General features: G+C 44.5%; 16 protein-coding genes. 8 read left to right on the top strand and 8 right to left on the bottom strand.

Annotation, left to right across the window (positions count from 1 at the left end):
* Positions 1-45: 45 nt before the first annotated feature.
* Positions 46-966: a histone deacetylase family protein gene (locus OCV20_RS05010; protein WP_086774120.1), complete on the bottom strand. Its 921-nt coding sequence runs from the start codon at positions 964-966 to the stop codon at positions 46-48.
* A 257-nt stretch (positions 967-1,223) separates the two neighbouring features.
* On the opposite strand from OCV20_RS05010, the gene OCV20_RS05005 reads away from it, so the two are divergent.
* Both OCV20_RS05005 and OCV20_RS05000 read left to right on the top strand, forming a co-directional pair.
* Entirely contained in the window at positions 1,224-1,907 is a 684-nt protein-coding gene (locus OCV20_RS05005; protein WP_086774119.1) for an SDR family oxidoreductase, read from the top strand.
* A gap of 7 nt (positions 1,908-1,914) precedes the next feature.
* Positions 1,915-2,916 (top strand): DUF3080 domain-containing protein, encoded by a 1,002-nt coding sequence (locus tag OCV20_RS05000; RefSeq protein WP_086774118.1) that lies wholly within the window; start codon positions 1,915-1,917, stop codon positions 2,914-2,916.
* A gap of 18 nt (positions 2,917-2,934) precedes the next feature.
* Here OCV20_RS05000 and OCV20_RS04995 read toward each other — a convergent pair whose 3' ends face one another.
* Positions 2,935-4,929 (bottom strand): DNA topoisomerase III, encoded by a 1,995-nt coding sequence (locus OCV20_RS04995; RefSeq protein ID WP_086774117.1) that lies wholly within the window; start codon positions 4,927-4,929, stop codon positions 2,935-2,937.
* 148 nt (positions 4,930-5,077) lie between these two features.
* On the opposite strand from OCV20_RS04995, the gene OCV20_RS04990 reads away from it, so the two are divergent.
* Entirely contained in the window at positions 5,078-5,392 is a 315-nt protein-coding gene (locus tag OCV20_RS04990; protein ID WP_086774116.1) for a recombinase family protein, read from the top strand.
* 251 nt (positions 5,393-5,643) lie between these two features.
* Here OCV20_RS04990 and OCV20_RS04985 read toward each other — a convergent pair whose 3' ends face one another.
* The 4 genes from OCV20_RS04985 to OCV20_RS04970 all read right to left on the bottom strand — a co-directional run bounded on the left by OCV20_RS04985 (position 5,644) and on the right by OCV20_RS04970 (position 11,195).
* Complete coding sequence (locus tag OCV20_RS04985; RefSeq protein WP_238382729.1) at positions 5,644-7,257, bottom strand: YadA C-terminal domain-containing protein; 1,614 nt, start codon at positions 7,255-7,257, stop codon at positions 5,644-5,646.
* A 327-nt stretch (positions 7,258-7,584) separates the two neighbouring features.
* Complete coding sequence (locus OCV20_RS04980; RefSeq protein ID WP_086774115.1) at positions 7,585-8,079, bottom strand: hypothetical protein; 495 nt, start codon at positions 8,077-8,079, stop codon at positions 7,585-7,587.
* Between the two features lie 350 nt (positions 8,080-8,429).
* On the bottom strand, positions 8,430-8,978 hold the full coding sequence (locus OCV20_RS04975; protein WP_017070328.1) for an NAD(P)H nitroreductase: 549 nt from the start codon (positions 8,976-8,978) through the stop codon (positions 8,430-8,432).
* 207 nt (positions 8,979-9,185) lie between these two features.
* Positions 9,186-11,195, bottom strand: a complete 2,010-nt coding sequence (locus OCV20_RS04970) for an NADPH-dependent 2,4-dienoyl-CoA reductase (RefSeq protein ID WP_162290808.1) — start codon at positions 11,193-11,195, stop codon at positions 9,186-9,188.
* Positions 11,196-11,474: 279 nt separating this feature from the next.
* Here OCV20_RS04970 and sppA point away from each other — a divergent pair, with 279 nt between their 5' ends.
* Both sppA and ansA read left to right on the top strand, forming a co-directional pair.
* A complete protein-coding gene (gene sppA, locus OCV20_RS04965) occupies positions 11,475-13,325 on the top strand; it encodes a signal peptide peptidase SppA (RefSeq protein WP_048611534.1) in 1,851 nt (616 codons plus the stop codon).
* Positions 13,326-13,443: 118 nt separating this feature from the next.
* The gene (gene ansA, locus OCV20_RS04960; RefSeq protein WP_019823767.1) at positions 13,444-14,460 is read left to right on the top strand and encodes an asparaginase; all 1,017 of its coding nucleotides are present in this window, start codon (positions 13,444-13,446) and stop codon (positions 14,458-14,460) included.
* A gap of 143 nt (positions 14,461-14,603) precedes the next feature.
* On the opposite strand, the gene OCV20_RS04955 is transcribed toward ansA, so the two are convergent.
* Complete coding sequence (locus tag OCV20_RS04955; RefSeq protein ID WP_010437067.1) at positions 14,604-14,885, bottom strand: YeaC family protein; 282 nt, start codon at positions 14,883-14,885, stop codon at positions 14,604-14,606.
* Positions 14,886-14,998: 113 nt separating this feature from the next.
* Between OCV20_RS04955 and OCV20_RS04950 the strand changes: the two genes are divergently transcribed.
* Entirely contained in the window at positions 14,999-15,805 is an 807-nt protein-coding gene (locus tag OCV20_RS04950; protein ID WP_048610482.1) for a DUF2989 domain-containing protein, read from the top strand.
* 175 nt (positions 15,806-15,980) lie between these two features.
* Here OCV20_RS04950 and msrB read toward each other — a convergent pair whose 3' ends face one another.
* Positions 15,981-16,418 (bottom strand): peptide-methionine (R)-S-oxide reductase MsrB, encoded by a 438-nt coding sequence (msrB, locus tag OCV20_RS04945; protein ID WP_019823761.1) that lies wholly within the window; start codon positions 16,416-16,418, stop codon positions 15,981-15,983.
* Positions 16,419-16,737: 319 nt separating this feature from the next.
* On the opposite strand from msrB, the gene gap reads away from it, so the two are divergent.
* Positions 16,738-17,733, top strand: a complete 996-nt coding sequence (gene gap, locus OCV20_RS04940; protein WP_017059382.1) for a type I glyceraldehyde-3-phosphate dehydrogenase — start codon at positions 16,738-16,740, stop codon at positions 17,731-17,733.
* 245 nt (positions 17,734-17,978) lie between these two features.
* Positions 17,979-18,863: a D-hexose-6-phosphate mutarotase gene (locus OCV20_RS04935; RefSeq protein ID WP_086774114.1), complete on the top strand. Its 885-nt coding sequence runs from the start codon at positions 17,979-17,981 to the stop codon at positions 18,861-18,863.
* The last annotated feature ends 54 nt before the right edge of the window (positions 18,864-18,917 follow it).

The raw sequence follows: 18,917 nt of genomic DNA, 5'->3' as shown, positions 1-18,917 counted from the left end.
TTAATACATCATTTCTGATGAGCTTTCTGTCGCTAATTTAGGAAGCTAACCGTGAACATGATAAGCCGCTTTTAACAGCTGCATGTGAATCGGCACCAAATCTTGATGTTGAGTTCGATATCCGCCACCGACTACGCAGGCCATCGGAATAGACTCTGATTTCGCTAATTCAATCATGAAACAGTCGCGCTCAAATATCCCTTGTGTCGAGACATTCAAATAACCCAGTTCATCGTCTTGATGGATATCGATCCCCGCATCATAAATAATCAGATCAGGTTGATGGTGAGCAATCGCTAACTTAGTGACTTGTTCAAAACAACGTAAGAACTCTTCATCTTCTGTTTCACGACTTAACGGCACATCTAAATCGGATAGCGGCTTTCGTGCAGGGAAGTTTTTATCGCAGTGGAACGACAGAGTAATGATGTCGTCGTTCTCTTGGCAAAGAGTTGCTGTGCCATCACCATGATGAACGTCGCTATCAACGATCAGCACTTTATCGATATGTTCAAAGGTCAGCGCGTGTTTTGCCGCTAAAACCAAATCGTTCAACAAACAAAAGCCACTGCCAAAATCATGATGCGCATGATGATAACCACCACTCAAATGAATCGCTAAACCACTCTCTATTGCCATTTCAGCGGCCAAGCAGGTTCCACCACTTGAGTAGAGTGTTCTTTCGATAAGTTGCTCGCTCCACGGGAAACCGATACGTCTCATCTTTGCTGCAGGCAAATTACCAGACACGAGCAAATCGACATATTCGCTATCGTGTACTTGTTTTACTTGCTCTACCGAAACAGGCGTTGGTTGACACACTTCAAACTTGCTCTTCCATCGAGGTTCACTATCCATCAGCGCCTCAACAGCACTATGCAACAACTGATATTTGTTGATTGGGTAGCGATGACCTTCGGGTAAAGGTAACTGCGAATAGATTGGGTGGTAAATTAAAGGAATCATAATCAGACTAATTGCGTATCTTTCTCAAAATCATAACAGCCTCAAACTTGGCGACAACCCTAATTAATGATAATGATTATCGTTATTATTAATTAAAGAGACAACAATGAAAAACGTAATACTCATCTTTGGGGTGATCTGCGACTCAGCGGCAGCAGTAATGATTTTTGTAGGAATGCTAATGGCCAGTTGGTGGAGCGTTGATTTTCTCGTGTTAAGCCATCAAACTTAACTAATTGAACTGAAAAGGAATCACCATGAGCGTTATTTTTATTACTGGAGCGAATCGCGGCATTGGCTTAAGCCTGACTCAACAATACTTGGAAGGTAATCACAAGGTGTACGCGACTTATCGTGATACCCATTCAGCAAAAGAACTGCTCTCACTCGCAGACCACAACACCAACCTTACCTGTATTCAATTAGAGATAACCGATTACCAAGCAGTAAGCCAACTCCCTTCGCAAATAGAGTCGATTGATATCTTGATCAACAACGCTGGCTACTATGGCCCGAAAGGCTACAGGCTGGGTAATACCGATGTTGAAGAGTGGCGTCGTGTATTCGAAGTCAACACCATCGCTCCACTGAAGCTTGTCGAAACGCTATTGCCTTTATTAGAAGGCAGCGATATCAAAAAGGTCGCTTGTTTATCCTCTAGAGTCGGCAGTATGTCAGAGAACACCTCAGGCGGCGGTTATATCTATCGTTCCTCTAAAGCCGCTCTAAACTCCGTGGTGAAGAGCTTAAGCAACGACTTAACCGATGGCTTTACGGTGTTAGCACTGCATCCAGGTTGGGTACAGACCGAAATGGGCGGCCCTAATGCTCTGATCGACACCGACACCTCAGCTTCTGGCCTTATTAAAGTCATCGACTCAGCGAATATCGAAGTAAGTGGTCACTTCTTCAATTTCGATGGCAGCGAAATAGACTGGTAATCCACAGATGAATGCAGGGCATCTCTCAAACCTAGTTAAGCACTCAACGCTGTTTTGTCTGACAGTGATGCTAGCTGGCTGTTTCAGTGATGGTCCCGGCGACTTGTTCGACGACTATCAAACCAAGATAGCCAGAGTACAAGATGCTGACGAGATAAAAGAGGAATGGGAATTTGAAAGCCTACCGAGAAAACGAGAACTGCTGCTTGACGTGCCCTCACTCTCTATCGGCCTCATCGACAGCTACCAGCTTCGTCAATGTGGACTGTTCAATCTGATAGCAGAAAGAAATTCGGTTCTGGGCAAGGTCGCGGATGAGTTTCGTAATTACGATTATCAAGCCGCGCTACTTGAAGGTGTGGGTAAATGTTTATCCAGTAATGAATTAGACCCAGAGATCGTAGAATTACTAAGAGAAATTGAGCAACAGAAACTCGCACAGTTTCCACTACATCAATGGAATCTCATCTATGCCAGTGATGCGATGCAGTCACAAATGCGGGGTAGTCAGTGGTTGAGCGCTGATATCGGCGATCAGGTACGACAAACCAGTGATGCCTTACAACACATCAATCAAGCGTTAAACATTCCGCTCGTTTCCGGCAGAACCACTGAGGTTCAAGAAATCTTAGAGAAGAGCTCTACGCTCGGGGATTTATACTACTCGCTCACGCGAGCTTCGGCCGAACTTGATACCATCACCAAACAGCTGACAACTTTTGATGACAATATCATCTGTGGTAAACAACGAGACACGACCAAGTTTCGTTATCTCAACAATGTATTCGAGCAACAATACATAGGTAAGGTTCAGCCTTACATGGCGCAACTGGATGGCTACTATCAGCAGTTAGCCCCGCAACTAGGAATGTTTGACGCGCAACCTGAACTGCACAGTTATTACTTTCCCATTCAAGATGCACATCAAGCTTTTCGAGCATCAACTCGTCGCCATGTCGACTATTGGCAGCAGCTGTTTAAGCGCTGTGACCGTAAAGTTGGTCGTTAATCCTAACCTCAATAAGTCTTAGCTTTTGGTGCTCTTTTTAGCGGAAGTTCCTTTCTTAGCATACGTACCTGTCTTGGCATAAGACTTCTTCGCACCACCGCTTTTACGGCGTTTGAACGCAGGTCTCTCGACTTTAGGAAGATGGCGCAGAGACTCAGGAACTTCGCCGGTTTTTACCTTGCCCATCAAACCATCAATCTTGCTTTCTAACGCTTGCATGAAAGGTTGATACGCTTGATTTCGTTCAGCCATACCTTGCAATTGGTGCTCCCAGTGTGCCGTCATGTCTGGGAAGGTAGAATCCTCAGGTAAGGCATGAATCAAGCCTCTGCCCGCTGGGCTACTGTGAATGCTCTTACCTTGGCGCGTTAGCAGTTGTCTTTTGAAAAGGGTATCTAGAATGCCTGCACGGGTCGCTTCTGTGCCAAGGCCATCGGTCTCTTTCAAAATAGCTTTAAGGTCTTTGTTCGCAACAAAACGCGCGATACCTGTCATCGCTTGAAGCAACGTCGCTTCCGTAAAGTGTTTTGGTGGCTCCGTTTTCTTATCACCAATCACGCCTTCACGACACGTCAAAACCGTACCTTTATCCAATGGGGGAACCGTATCCGTGCCATCCCCTTTTTCTTCAGTGTCCGTTTTGCCCATCAACACTTTCCAGCCCGGGTTGATAAGCTGGCGCCCTTTTGCAATGAACACACCACCAGCGATATCAAAGACTAACTTTGCATCGGCAAAAACCGCCGGTGGGTAGAATTGCATTAGATACTGACGAGCGATTTGCTGATAGATCTTCATCTCGTTGGCAGACAGGCCATTCACCGATGATTTCTTCGGTGTTGGGATTATTGCGTGGTGAGCATCGACTTTGCTGTCGTTCCATGCTTTGGATTTAAGAGAAAGGTCCGCACCTTGAGCGCCACTTTGCAGCTCTTTGGCATTGTTAGCGATAGCATCAACGATCGATTCTCGCTGCGAGTAGTGCTCTTTAGGTAGATAGCGGCTATCAGAGCGTGGGTAAGTGATGAGCTTGTGTTTCTCGTACAAAGACTGACACGTATCTAACACCTGCTGAGCACTCATACCAAAACGCTTAGACGCATCAATCTGCAAAGCTGACAGCGAGTAAGGCAGTGGCGCAGCTTGTTTACTTTGCTTTTGCTCTGATTCCGTCACCGTCGCGGGTTGATTCGCAATTCGGTTAGCCACGTTCTCAACCAGCTTTCGATTGAGCACGCGACCTTCTTCATCTTGCCATGGTTTACATGCTTCGCTTGGTTTCCAACGCGCTCGAATATCAAAGCTCTGGCCGTTGTTTTGATAAGGGATCAAAGCGTGTAGAGTGAAGTAATCTTTAGGAATGAAATTCTCGATTTCTTCATCACGTCTTACAACCAAACCAAGCACTGGCGTTTGCACTCGTCCGACCGACAACACGCCTTGGTAGCCCGCCTTTTGACCTAACAAGGTATAAGCACGAGTCATGTTCATGCCATACAACCAATCGGCTCTAGATCGCGCTAATGCAGAAATAGACAGTGGAATAAAGTCGCGGTTGCTGCGCATTTGAGAGAGCGCCCGCTTCACAGCAGGTAAGTTCAAGTCGCTGATCAATAGCCTGTCCATCGACTCTTTCTTAGACTTAGACACCTTGCAATAATCAATCACTTCATCAACCAACAGCTGCCCTTCTCTATCCGGGTCTCCCGCATGGACAATTTGGGTCGCGTCCTTCAATAGCTTTCGGATCACCGTGAGCTGTTTGCTTGACGTCTTACGCGGTCTTAGTTGCCATTGCTCTGGTACGATAGGAAGATCGGCTAAGTTCCACTTCTTATAACGGTCATCATAAGCATCCGGCTCAACCTGTTCCAATAAGTGTCCAATACACCAAGTCACCACATCTCCATTACCACATTTGATAAACCCTTGGTCTTTCTTCTGTGGATTCGGTAGTGCAGCGGCGATCGCGCGGCCGAGGCTTGGTTTTTCAGCAATAATAAGGCGAGACATGTTTTTCCAGATGCTACAAACAATTAGGGCCACATTATCTAATTTCTACCCCGCCAGAGATCAACATGGCAGGCTGTAAAGATAATGCAGGTGAATTTAATTACTTAGACCCTGATTTTATTGATTATCTAACGGGAATGATACCCATATGACAGACTTTATAACCTACGGACGTGTTTCGACTAAGACACAGTTGAACGATGGAAAGCTAGTTAAGCAAATCCATTTGTCTCCCGCTCAGAAGGTAATCGATGAGCACAACGGACATATTGTTAACGAATACTTCGATGCAAGGCTATCAGCGTACACGGGTGAACACATGGCTGATGGTGCGGGATTGAAGGGAATCTATGATGATGTACTTAACGACCGTTACAAGCGTGGTACGGTGCTCTTGATGTACTCATCAGATCGATTCAGGCGACAAGAACCAGAACAAGCTACACACTACTTCACTGGTTAAAACTGAAGGTATTTAGGTATGGACGTACATTGATGGTTTGCAGACGTACGAGGCTTTGATGTGATGTACGCACCTCCCTTCTAGCGTCGTTGTACCAAACTAATAGTACAAATTTGTTAGGCGAACCCACTGCTTGAAAGTTCTTAAATTGCACTGGTGATTATTCAGTTCACCGCTAGATAAATTGAACCAGTGCCCTTTAAAAACCCCCGCCCGAAGACGGGGTAAAACATTAGTTTATAGGGTATTCATTAGAACGTGTACTGCGTACCTGCGCCTAGTACAACATCATCTGAAGTTGCTGCAACAGTGCCTGATACAGACCATGCAGATTCTTCAAAGCTGTGTGCAACACCGATTGCTAGTGCAGCCTCAGAGCCAGCGTAACCAACACCCGCGCCGAATGCCGTTTGACCATCTACAACCATTGGACGAGCGTTCACTGTAGCAGCATTAAGCGCTTGTGTTTGGTCGATACGTGTATCAAGGCGGTCAACTTCACCAAATAGCGTTTGAATATCGTTAGCATTCGTTTGACCTTGTGCATAGATTTCATCAATCTGTGCTTGTTGTTGTGCTGCTTGTGCTTGTCCTTGAGCTTGAGCTTGAGCTTGAGCAACCTTACCTGCGTCAACAAGGTTTGCACCTGAATCAACTAACTTTTGAATTGCTTCTTTAGCTTTTGCCGGGTCAACAACTGGTGATTCAACTGGTGGTGTACCTGCGTCTGTACGCTTCGCAACTTCTTCTTTGATTAATTGCTTTGCTTCAACCAAAGCAGTATCTAACTGTTCTTGTGTTAGCGTGTGAACGTTGCCGTTTTTGTCAGTTACTTGTAAACGTGTATCAGCCATTGCACCATCTTCACCCGCAATGATTTCAAATTTAGGTGCTGCTGTACCATCTTCTGCATGACGAACAGCGATTTTGTTTAGCAAATCAACTTTTTGTACATTTGCTAACGTTTCACGGTTTTCAACTTGTGTACGGATATGTTCACGAACTTGAACTTTAGTGTGTGAATCAAGATTGTTACCGTAATCTTTCATCTGACCAATCAGAATTTCAACCTGATCATTTGTCATTTCAGAAAGATTAATGTGTTGTGTTGCACCTGATTCTGGATCTACATACGTTAGAACCTTATCACCAGTTTGCTGTGTTGTGATTGAAGCGTCTTTATCCCACTTTGCCATGATTTCGTTGAAATCGTCAGCATCGCGAATTTCACCACCGTTGATAGGTTCAACTGGTTCAACTGGTTCAACTGGTTGTGACGGGTAACGTGCTTGCGCTTGTTCAACAACTGCATTTTTTGCCGCTTGTGTCATTTCTTCTTTAGAAAGAAGAACTTCACCGTTTGGCGCAGAACCATTTGTATCAACTAAAACTTCGTCAGCGTTAACTGTAAATGTAACAACTGATAAATCTTCAATACCGTGCTTTGATGCAAGATCAAGGTTAGTAAAACCGTTAGCAGTTGTGTTTTTAACTACATTTGTACGTAACGTTGATTTTTCTGAATCAGTTAGATTACGCATTTCTTGATGATCAACGTTTGTACCTTTATCGTGATTTACCAAAAGAGCGTCAAGAACGTTTTCGCCTGTGTAAATAGTGTCGCCATTTTGTGTATCAAACGTTAAACCTGAAGTTTCAACACCATCTGCATCGAACGTTGAGTAAGTAATAACACCATCAGCATCAACAGAAACTTTACCGATTTTAGCAACACCATCTGGAAGGTTATTTGTAAACTCAGAACCAGTAAGTTGAGTGTTAACAATATCAACCTCGCTTGGTGCTGCTGCTGCTGCGCCAAAAGAAACCGCTGAAATTGCTAGTGCTAGAATAGTTTTTTTCATTTTCATATACCCTATGAATTAATAATATTTTGATTTGTTGCAATTAGTGCAACGAACTATGGCTTTAACGCCTAATAACTTGTGAAACCATTTCCGATGTATTCGGACACGGAAACCATCACCACATGAATACATCTTAAAACCTTTGCATATACTTACGCATTCAGTTCAAAATAAAAGAGAAACGCAACATTGCTTCTCTTTCATTTGAAAGTTAAGCGTAAACTTACGCATAGAGTTCAAAATAAAAGAGAAACACATGTGCTTCTCTCTCTGTTGGCGGCTATTCTACGCATTGCGGATTTTTACGCAAGCTTTTTTCGAGGGTTATTTTTGATTATTCTCAGATATACGTGTAAAGCTTTGATTCATATGATAAAAAACAGATTTGCCAAGAGCAACTTCAATTGCTTCTATAGCTTCTTGTTGCGTCATTCCCTGCATCATTGCACCAACCAAGCGTTGTGCGCCTCCTTTGGTCTTTTCGTTGGTACTCGGAACTAACGCGTTCTCTATCAGCATGCGTACAACCATTGAAAAGAATTGATCATCCATTGCAGTAACCCATGAATCAATGAATGCTTTCTTGCTCTCAAATGATAGATGAACAACTACTAATGGAAACACCTTACCTTCTAATGCTCTGCCAAAATCGCGTCTGTGTGGGTAATAGCGTTGAATGCTGCTATTAGTTGTTTTGAAGTGTTTAGAAATGCGTTCGTACGTTATAGCGTCCCAACCTTCTGTGGTGAAGATTTCGAAAATGAAGGTATCAAACGCTTCCTTTTTGGCTTGTCGTTGCTCTGGTGATATGTAGGCCATTCTGAATCCCTAAAATAATTTCGTTGGGTTATTATACGCAATAAAAGCACCTATAGGTGCTTTTATTGCGTATACACAGGGCGGCAACCATTGAAGATGTGGTAGCACGCCGTAAAACACTTTGTTGACCTTGGTGTGTTGGAAGTTCTTAAAAACGTTGGCGTGGGCTATACGAACGCTTACAGGTTGATTTTAGATGCAACAGTAAGGATTGTTCACCTATCTGACCTGTTTAAAGTCACATCTGTCAAATCGCAACAGGGGAAACGTTCTTTAGTGTGGCCCTTAGAAACCAAGAAAAACTGGTTGTTTATACAGTTAGCATTCCACTATTCAAGCTTCAGCTTCCTTTATAAGAACTCAACGAACTTAGAGAAGTCGCGTTCTGGTACCTTCATTGGCGTACAGCCCGGAGTGCCTAGGTATAGGAAACCAACAATTTCATCGTCGCCTTCTAGGCCAAATGCTTGGTGTACTTCTGGGTGGAACATCCATTTACCTGAGCGCCAAAAGCCTTGGAAACCTTGTGCGACTGCGGCCATTTGCATCGCCTGTGCAGCGCAACCCGCGGACAGATGTTGTTCGATAGCAGGCACTTTCTCGTGCTCAGTGACTTTTGCAATTACGGTGATCACCATTGGAGCTCGGAACGGCGCTTTTTTTACTTTCTCGATAACCGCTTCTTCGCTTTCATCCGCTTCAGCGGCGCGCACCAAGATGTCTGAAAGCTTCTGTAGGCCTGAACCTTGCGCGATAACAAAGCGCCATGGTGTTAGTGCACCGTGGTCTGGCGCACGCAGTCCTGCCTTGATGATGTTTTCTAACGCCACACCTTCAGGTGCCGGATCAGAGAGTTTTGCGATTGAGCGTCTGTTGAGCAATAGATCCAAAGCATCCATTTGAAGTCCTTACTATTTCTTTATTATTTGTATACTTGAACTTTAGCACAGAATACAAACGATAATAAATCTCAACCACTGTCCATTTGGCCTAGATTAGAAACAATAAAGGCTCCTAAATCTATGACTTAGGAGCCTTGTTCAAAATCTAACTCAGCAAATTAATTAACAACATCTACCGACAAGATTACAGTTTGATGGCTGATTCTATAACTTAATAGCCAGCTCAACTCCTTGACGAATTGCGCGCACTGCATCCAGTTCACCCGCGTAATCAGCACCGCCTATCACATGCAGTTTGCCACCAAATTCTTGCCACATATCTTCGAATGGACGAACTGACACCTGACCTGCACATACGATAACCGAATCGGCATCGAGCACCTGATCTTGCTTACCAACGCTGATATGCAGACCTTTATCATCAATCTTGTTGTAGCTCACGCCGCCTAAAAGGTTTACACCGCGTTTTTCTAGGGTGCGCTTATGAATCCAACCAGTAGTCTTGCCCGGACCTTTACCAACACGACCCGCTTTACGTTGCATCACCCAAACCGTTTTGTCACTGAACGAATCAGGGTAAGGGTAAAGCCCACCCGGGTGTTCCATATTCTTATCAATGCCCCACTCATGCAGCCAGTCATCTAAACTGTGAGAAGTAGGCTCGGTTAGCATGGTTGCCACATCGACACCAATACCACCAGCACCAACAATTGCGACCTTTTCGCCTACTGGTGTCTTTTCGCGAATCAAGGTTTGATAATCGACCACGTTTTCTTGGTCGATGCCCTCAATATCGAGCTTTCTTGGTTCAACACCCGCTGCCATCACCACTTCATCGTACTTCAACAACATCTCAAACGTTGCTTCAGTATCCAGTTTCAGGTTCACACCTGATGCGTCGATTTGGTTTGCAAAGTAACGAATCGTTTCTCTGAATTCTTCTTTACCCGGAATCTGCATTGCCAATCTAAACTGGCCGCCGATACGGTCATTTTTCTCAATCAAGTCAACCTTGTGTCCACGTTGCGCTAGAGTCGTGGCACAAGCTAAACCTGCAGGGCCTGCACCGACAACTGCAATGGTCTTAGTCGCTTGAGCAGGTTGAACAACGATTTCAGTCTCGTAACAAGCGCGTGGGTTCACCAAACAGCTCGCTCGCTTACCCTTAAACACGTTATCAAGACAAGCTTGGTTACAACCGATACAGGTATTAATGAACTTTGCTTGGTCTTGAGCGGCTTTATTAACAAAGTCTGGATCCGCCAAGAAAGGACGCGCCATTGAAACCATGTCGGCCTGTCCTGAACTGAGGATACGTTCGGCCTCTTCTGGCGTGTTAATTCGGTTACATGTCACCACTGGGATCGACACGTATGGTTTCACTTTTTCCGTCACCCAAGAGAATGCGCCTCGTGGTACTTGCGTCGCGATAGTCGGAACACGAGCTTCATGCCAACCAATTCCGGTATTGATGATCGTCACGCCCGCTTCTTCTAGCTTCTGAGCCAAAAGAACAACGTCTTCAAAGGTGCTGCCTTGCTCAACCAAATCAAGCATCGACAGTCGGAAAATAATAATGAAATCTTTACCCACCGCTTCGCGAATCGATTTAACGATCTCTAGCGGGAAACGCATACGCTTCTCGTAAGAGCCGCCCCATTCGTCGTAACGCATGTTAGTACGCTTACAGATGAATTGGTTAATCAAGTAACCTTCCGAGCCCATGATCTCAATGCCGTCATAGCCAGCAACCTGAGCTAGCTCCGCACTATTGGCAAAGGCACCGATGGTCTTTTTGATCTGACGAGGGCTCATCTCGCTCGGTGCGAACTTAGCGATTGGCGCTTTAATACCCGAAGCACTTTGCGCGAATGGATGCATTGCATAGCGACCTGCATGCAGCAACTGGAGGGCAATCTTACCGCCATGCTTGTGCACGGCTTCGGTAACAACTTGGTGAGCTTTTGCGTGCTTCACTTTACTGAATTCAGCACTAAATGGGGTCAATCTGCCACGTAAATTAGGAGAGAAACCACCGGTAACAATAAGGCCAACGCCTCCTTTTGCTCGCTCTTCATAAAACGCGGCGAGTTTGTGGAGACCTTCTTTATTTTCTTCTAAACCTGTATGCATTGATCCCATCAATACACGGTTACGTAACTGGGTAAATCCAAGATCGAGTGGTTCAAGTAAATGTGGGTACATGGCAGACATCACTTCTATTATTTTATCCTTGTGGTCTGACCACAGTATAGTTCAATTACCAAAAGTTCAAACAACCGTTTACATTTTTGTAACACCGATCATAATGCTGCACGTATTAATCGTTCAGAAGCCCTTAATTTGACTACACTTAATGAGAATATATATCGATTAACAATTCTTGGTGTAGTTTGAGCTTGGGAATTATCGTAGGATACTAAGCAGTTCATATTATTGAGATTAATGGTACTACGGCTTGTTAAAGCGACGTGATCTCACTGCGGAGACAGAATGAAAAAAATATTCAAATTTATAGGCATGATCTTTAAAGGGATTTGGAAGCTCATTACGTTTGTACGTCTTGCGCTGGTTAACCTAGTCTTTTTACTCAGTATCGCCATCATCTACTTTGTGTACTTCCATTCAGATACGGCTCAACCGACGGTTCCACAGGATTCGGCTTTAGTGCTTAACCTGTCTGGCCCTATTGTGGAACAAAGTCGCTATATCAATCCGATGGATTCGGTCACCGGTTCGCTGCTTGGCAAAGACCTTCCAAAAGAGAACATCCTGTTTGATATCGTTGAAACGATTCGCTACGCAAAAGACGATGACAAGGTTACTGGTATCGTTTTAGCACTCAAAGAGCTGCCAGAAACCAACCTGACCAAGCTACGCTACATTGCTAAAGCGTTGAATGAGTTCAAAGCAACAGGCAAACCGATTTATGCGGTAGGTGACTTTTACAACCAAAGCCAATACTACCTAGCCAGCTACGCAACTAAAGTCTTCCTATCACCAGATGGTGGGGTTCTTCTTAAAGGCTATAGCGCTTACTCGCTTTACTACAAAACCTTACTAGAGAAGCTAGACGTAAACACGCACGTGTTCCGTGTGGGTACTTATAAGTCAGCTATTGAGCCTTTCATTCGTGATGACATGTCAGACGCAGCGAAAGAGTCCGCTTCTCGTTGGTTAAGCCAACTATGGGGTGCGTACGTTGATGACGTCAGCAACAACCGTCAGATCGACGCTAAAACACTGAACCCAAGCATGGACACCTTCTTGAAAGAACTTGAGTCTGTAGATGGTGACATTGCAAAACTGGCTGAGAAACTTGGCTTAGTGGATGAGTTAGCGACACGCCAACAAGTTCGACTAGAGCTTGCCGATGTTTTCGGCAGTGACGGCCAAGACAGCTACAACGCGTTTGGTTATTACGAATACCGTGCAACCATGCTTCCGGATATGACCAGTGAATCTCACGACGTTGCCGTGATTGTAGCAAGCGGCGCAATTATGGATGGCAAGCAACCACGTGGCACAGTTGGCGGAGATACCACTGCAGCCCTACTGCGCCAAGCACGTAACGACGATAAAGTGAAAGCCGTTGTACTTCGTGTCGATAGCCCAGGTGGCAGTGCCTTTGCTTCAGAAGTGATTCGTAATGAAATAGAAGCGATCAAGCAAGCTGGTAAACCGGTTGTTGTGTCGATGTCGAGCCTTGCGGCTTCAGGTGGTTACTGGATCTCGATGGGTGCGGATAAGATCCTAGCTCAACCAACTACACTAACGGGGTCGATTGGTATATTCAGTGTTATCACCACCTTCGAAAAAGGGCTGAATGATATTGGTGTTTACACGGATGGCGTTGGCACCTCACCTTTCTCAGGTCTTGGTATTACAACTGGGCTTAGCGATGGCGCGAAAGACGCGTTCCAAATGGGCATTGAAAACGGATACCGCCGATTCATCAGCCTAGTTGGAGAGAATCGCGGTCTGGAAGTCGATGCGGTCGACAAGATTGCTCAAGGCCGAGTTTGGACAGGTCAAGATGCGATTCAGAAAGGCTTAGTCGATGAGATTGGTGATTTCGATGATGCGGTTGCAGCTGCGGCTTCACTTGCAGAGCTTGAAAGCTACAACATCTACTGGGTAGAAGAGCCACTTTCGGCCACTGAACAATTTATTCAAGAATTTATGAACCAAGTTCAGATGTCGATAGGCCTAGATATTCAATCGATGATACCAAGCAGTTTACAGCCAGTTACTCAACAGTTAGCTCAAGATAGCCAGCTGTTAGGCAACTTTAACGACCCACAAGGCCGATACGCTTTCTGCTTAAATTGCCAAGTTCAATAAGTTGAGCCAATAACTCAATAACTAAGGGGTGCCTCTGTGTGAGGTGCCTCTTTTTATTGCATGATAATTCGCTATAATCGCCCCCCTGTTCCCTACATCACACTAAGTATTAATCGCCATGGAAAGAAAACACATCTATATCGCGTACACCGGCGGCACAATTGGCATGCAGAAGTCTATTGACCACGGCTATGTTCCTGTCGCAGGTTTCATGGATAAGCAGCTAGCTGGCATGCCTGAATTCCATCGCCCAGAGATGCCTGAGTACACCATTCACGAATACTCTCCATTAATGGACTCTTCAGATATGACGCCACTTGATTGGCAGACTATCGCTGATGACATTCGCGCGAACTACGATAAGTACGATGGTTTCGTTATCCTGCATGGTACAGACACTATGGCTTACACTGCCTCTGCACTGTCTTTCATGCTTGAAAACCTCGGCAAACCTGTGATTGTTACGGGCTCTCAGATCCCATTAGCAGAGCTTCGTTCAGACGGACAAGCAAACCTGCTGAATGCGCTACACATTGCGGCAAACTACCCAATCAACGAAGTGACACTGTTCTTCAACAACAAGTTGATGCGTGGTAACCGCAGCACTAAATCACACGCAGATGGCTTCAATGCGTTTACGTCTCCAAACCTGAATCCTTTGCTAGAAGCGGGTATCAATATCCAACTTAGCAATAATGTAAAAGTAAACGAACAACCTGAAGGTGCTTTCAAGGTTCATAACATTACTCCGCAACCTATCGGCGTAATCACAATGTACCCAGGCATCTCACACGAAGTTATCCGTAACACGCTATTACAACCTGTTAACGCGATGATTCTGCTTACTTTCGGTGTGGGTAACGCACCACAAAATCCAGAACTGCTTCAGCACCTGAAAGATGCTTCAGAGCGCGGTGTTATTGTGGTGAACCTAACTCAATGTTTGGCTGGTAAAGTCAACATGGGTGGTTACGCGACGGGTTGTGCACTAGCAGAAGCGGGCGTTGTCAGTGGTTACGATATGACACCAGAAGCGGCACTGGCGAAATTGCATTATCTATTAAGCCAAAACCTAGGCTACGAAGAAGTGAAGGCTCAGATGCAACAAGTGTTGCGCGGTGAGATGAGCTTATAACCTGTTCAAGGATTCACTTTAAAGCCAGTTATTCTATGAAAGTAACGGCGGCTTAACGTGAACTAAATCGTTTTATTGCTTATAAATAAAAGAGTTAAACTAAAAGGGGTGGCACATTGCCACCCCTTTGTTGTAATTTAAGCCTAATGATTCGGGTTAACCCTAACAATGTCTTCTTGATCTGACTTAAACTGTTTCTTTAGTTCAGACTTAGATTTAAAGCTAATCTCACCACCAGCTGCAATTGTCATATGTTGAGCTTCAGAGTTATGTTTAGATTGGTATAACATAACCGCTTGCATACATGAGTCGCGCTGTTCTTTTGAGAGCGCCGTACCTTCTGGCCATTTACCCGTTTCAACTGCGTAGGTTAAACGTTCGTAGACCTCGGGTGTCATTGCGCTAAGAAGTTGTTCTGCATCCATGGTAAAGCCTTAGTTTTAACAATTTTCACCAGAAAATAACCCGTAACAGAATTGAGTCAAGAACCTGACCAATAATAAGTGCATCTGATCACAAGTGAAGGAATATGAAAATTATGAAATGGTTGGCGATTAGCCTATTGCCTTTCACTCTGGTTGGGTGTCTTGAAGGGAACAAAAATACCGATCAACTGTGCCAAAGCAACCCGGGTCTTCAATGTGAACAATTGAACATGAACGATGGGCAATGTCGTGTCGCACGTACCGACCTCATCTGGCATCGATTTGAAGTTCAGAAGCAACCCACCGAAATCAACAAAATTAAAGAATTCGAATTAGTCACTGCCTACAAAAAGTGCCTAGAACTCGCGGCGCAGATCGAAACGATCGATCAATCTAAGCTGCAAGAACGTCGCTTTACCTCTTTAATGCACAGTATCGAAGAGTCTGAGCGCATTGTTAATGAGCTATCGAAATCCGATACACCGGAAACGCTATACTTCTTGTGGTCGCAAACTGGGGACACCAACGCCAGACGCAGTTTCTTACAACTAGAAGGCACTGAAGCGTTAAACACAGCTGAGATGCAATATGCCTTGGCAACCTTCTATACTACCCGCAATCATATAAAGACACTTAAGCTACTCAATAATGCGTTAACGCTTTCTAATGGCTCGGCAGCCAACACTGAAATCTTCAAGTCGATGGCCAGTATCAACCACAGCCTGGGTCATATGGAAAAAGCGTACGTTTGGGCAATGGTTGCCAAAGACTTTGATGTGCCGATTGCTTCTGAAGCCGAGCTCACGGTGTTGTACCATTTCGACAAGGCAACCTATAAGAAGCTAAATAAAGACGCAGACAACATCGTCGAAGCGATTGAGGATGGAATTTACAGCCCTTCAATCGTCCCGAGTTACTGATCGCTTCATTTATAATGTTCTAACTTAAGCTTCTTATTCACCTGCTTTCAAATAAAAACAGCTACCTTTTTGGTAGCTGTTTTTATTTGTACTAGAGTTAAATCTGAAATCTTGGGCGTTTCAGTATTCCTAAATCGACAAATGCGACCTGTAAGGATTAGACAATAGTTACAAGTTATTTCGTACTTTCGTCATTTTTGTTGAAAATTAACGACACTGAATTAACACAGAACCGTTCACCTGTGGTCTTCGGACCATCTGGAAAAACGTGACCTAAATGGCTATCACAGGCGGTACAACGGATCTCTACACGCTTCATTCCGTGACTTAGATCTTCTATATAGCGTACTGCTTCATCATTCACTGGGGCATCAAAGCTTGGCCAACCACACCCAGAGTCATATTTGTTATCCGACAGAAACAAAGGGCTTTCACAGCATGTGCAGCTATAGACGCCAGTCTTATGGTTGTGCAGTAACTTACCGCTATATGGGGCTTCAGTACCACGTTCACGACACACTGCAAATTCGTCGTCTGTTAGGCGTTCACGCCAGTATTCATCAGGCTTTATCATATTTCCTCCCTTTTGAATCACGTTAATATCTCTCCACATTCTCAGTTATTATATTTACTTTTTTCTATAAAGGCTTGCATATCAGTCGTTTTGTAGCACATACTTTCTCACCAGGAAACATTGTACATATACACTCATAAGTGAATCATCATTTAGGGGTATTTTACCCAACTGGAAGGGTACAGAGCCACTTGCAATGGTCAATTTTCAACCACTTACACCCAATTGTTAAGAAAAGCGTCGCTTTTTTTTGACATTAAACAAGTTAAGTCGGATTATCTATTGCAGATGTATACTGGATTCTGTAATTTTACTACCAGTTATCTTTAATCAGAAATTAAGTTGTGGAGCAACTACAATGACTATCAAAGTAGGTATTAACGGTTTTGGCCGTATCGGCCGTTTCGTATTCCGCGCAGCTCAAGAGCGTGCAGACATCGAAGTAGTAGGTATTAACGATCTAATCGACGTAGAGTACATGGCATACATGCTTAAGTACGACTCAACTCACGGCCGTTTCAACGGTACTGTTGAAGTTGAAGGCGGTAACCTAATCGTTAACGGTAAAACTGTACGTGTTACAGCTGAGCGTAACCCAGAAGACCTTAAGTGGGATGCTATCGACGTAGACGTAGTTGCTGAAGCAACTGGTCTTTTCCTAACTGACGAGACTGCACGTAAGCACATCACTGCTGGCGCTAAGAAAGTAGTTCTTACTGGTCCTTCTAAAGATGCAACTCCAATGTTCGTAATGGGCGTTAACCAAGCATCTTACGCTGGTCAAGACATCGTTTCTAACGCTTCTTGTACTACTAACTGTCTTGCACCTATCGCTAAAGTACTTAACGATAAGTGGGGCATTGAGTCTGGTCTTATGACTACAGTTCACGCTACTACAGCAACTCAAAAAACTGTAGATGGCCCTTCTGCTAAAGACTGGCGCGGTGGCCGTGGTGCTTCTCAAAACATCATCCCATCTTCAACTGGTGCTGCTAAAGCTGTAGGCGTTGTTCTTCCAGAACTAAACGGCCTTCTAACTGGTATGGCTTTCCGTGTACCAACTGCTAACGTATCTGTAGTTGACCTAACTGTTAACCTAAAAGAAGCTGCATCTTACGAAGAAATTTGTGCTGCAATGAAAGAAGCTTCTGAAGGCGAAATGGCTGGCGTTCTTGGTTACACTGAAGACCAAGTAGTATCACAAGATTTCATCGGTGAAGTTCAAACTTCAGTATTCGATGCTAAAGCTGGTGTTGCTCTAACTGACAAATTCGTTAAAGTTGTATCTTGGTACGACAACGAAATCGGTTACTCAAACAAAGTTCTAGACCTAATCGCTCACATCTCTAAGTAATTTCTTTTTAGAAATCGCTTTAGATAAGCATTAGCGAAGACTGTTTTGAGCAGACTTTGAAAAAGGCGACCTTAGTGTCGCCTTTTTAATGCCTGCTATCTTTTAAACCGCGTCTGTCTAAGCTCATCAAGATAGCCCAAATGCAAAATTCAATTCTAATACTGACTCTGCTTGTCACTCATAAATTCACAAGCACCCTAGTTCTAGTCAGCATTTGAATTCAATTTCCTTAGAAGGATCATGTAATGGATTTATCTACTCTACCTGCACTAGCGGTACTTTCTGACAACGTCACTATCGTTGAACATGAAGGTGTAAAATTGGTTCGCGTTATCCACGATAAAGCAAACGCAGCGATTTCACTGTTTGGCGGCCATGTGGTGTCATTCCAACCACAAGGTCAAGAAGACCTAATTTGGATGAGCCAACAAGCTAAGTTCGATGGTAAAACAGCTTTGCGTGGTGGTATTCCAGTATGTTGGCCTTGGTTTGGTCGCATTGCAGCACCAGCGCATGGTTTTGCCCGTTCAAGTGAATGGCAATTGGTTGAGCACCGTGAAAGCGAAGCTGGCGTGATTGTTAGCTTAGGTCTGAAGCCAAGCGAAGAGACGCTAGCAGTATGGCCTCATCAATTCGATGCACGTTTGAATGTTGAGATCGGCGAGCAGCTAAAAGTAACGCTGGACGTGAAGAACACGGATTCTCAGCCATGGACTTTCTCTGGTGCCCTACACACTTACCTAAACGTTGGTGATATTCACAACACAACCACAACGGGTATGGGTGCTGAATACATTGATAGCCTGCAAGGTGGCAAGATCTGTCAAGGTGGTTCAGAACTGGTACTAACCGACACGATTGACCGCGTTTACACGCAACCAGAAGCGCAAATCTTTGTTGCTGACAAGAAGCTAGACCGCACGCTAACAGTTGAAAACCACGGTCATAACTCTGCAGTACTGTGGAACCCGTGGGCAGAAGGCGCTACTGGTATGGGCGACATGCAAGACGACGGTTACCTAACCATGTTATGTGTTGAATCAACACTGCACGCACCAAGCCTAGAAGCAGGAAAAACATTACAGCCAGGTGAAAGCCACCAGCTGATTACAACGATTTCTGTTAAGTAATCAGTTCGCTACAGCAAGACACATTAAAGGCCGGCTCACTCCGTAATGCCGATC

Source organism: Vibrio coralliirubri (assembly GCF_024347375.1).
GTDB classification, from domain to species: Bacteria; Pseudomonadota; Gammaproteobacteria; order Enterobacterales; family Vibrionaceae; genus Vibrio; species Vibrio coralliirubri.
Note: the sequence above shows the minus strand (reverse complement) of the source record. Positions and strands in the feature narration are given on the sequence as shown.

Excerpts from the sequence above, each read along its gene's own strand:
- OCV20_RS05010 (WP_086774120.1), bottom strand. The coding sequence starts at position 966 with ATGATTCCTTTAATTTACCACCCAATCTATTCGCAGTTACCTTTACCC.
- OCV20_RS05005 (WP_086774119.1), top strand. The coding sequence starts at position 1,224 with ATGAGCGTTATTTTTATTACTGGAGCGAATCGCGGCATTGGCTTAAGC.
- OCV20_RS05000 (WP_086774118.1), top strand. The coding sequence starts at position 1,915 with ATGAATGCAGGGCATCTCTCAAACCTAGTTAAGCACTCAACGCTGTTT.
- OCV20_RS04995 (WP_086774117.1), bottom strand. The coding sequence starts at position 4,929 with ATGTCTCGCCTTATTATTGCTGAAAAACCAAGCCTCGGCCGCGCGATC.
- OCV20_RS04990 (WP_086774116.1), top strand. The coding sequence starts at position 5,078 with ATGACAGACTTTATAACCTACGGACGTGTTTCGACTAAGACACAGTTG.
- OCV20_RS04985 (WP_238382729.1), bottom strand. The coding sequence starts at position 7,257 with ATGAAAAAAACTATTCTAGCACTAGCAATTTCAGCGGTTTCTTTTGGC.
- OCV20_RS04980 (WP_086774115.1), bottom strand. The coding sequence starts at position 8,079 with ATGGCCTACATATCACCAGAGCAACGACAAGCCAAAAAGGAAGCGTTT.
- OCV20_RS04975 (WP_017070328.1), bottom strand. The coding sequence starts at position 8,978 with ATGGATGCTTTGGATCTATTGCTCAACAGACGCTCAATCGCAAAACTC.
- OCV20_RS04970 (WP_162290808.1), bottom strand. The coding sequence starts at position 11,195 with ATGTCTGCCATGTACCCACATTTACTTGAACCACTCGATCTTGGATTT.
- sppA (WP_048611534.1), top strand. The coding sequence starts at position 11,475 with ATGAAAAAAATATTCAAATTTATAGGCATGATCTTTAAAGGGATTTGG.
- ansA (WP_019823767.1), top strand. The coding sequence starts at position 13,444 with ATGGAAAGAAAACACATCTATATCGCGTACACCGGCGGCACAATTGGC.
- OCV20_RS04955 (WP_010437067.1), bottom strand. The coding sequence starts at position 14,885 with ATGGATGCAGAACAACTTCTTAGCGCAATGACACCCGAGGTCTACGAA.
- OCV20_RS04950 (WP_048610482.1), top strand. The coding sequence starts at position 14,999 with ATGAAATGGTTGGCGATTAGCCTATTGCCTTTCACTCTGGTTGGGTGT.
- msrB (WP_019823761.1), bottom strand. The coding sequence starts at position 16,418 with ATGTGGAGAGATATTAACGTGATTCAAAAGGGAGGAAATATGATAAAG.
- gap (WP_017059382.1), top strand. The coding sequence starts at position 16,738 with ATGACTATCAAAGTAGGTATTAACGGTTTTGGCCGTATCGGCCGTTTC.
- OCV20_RS04935 (WP_086774114.1), top strand. The coding sequence starts at position 17,979 with ATGGATTTATCTACTCTACCTGCACTAGCGGTACTTTCTGACAACGTC.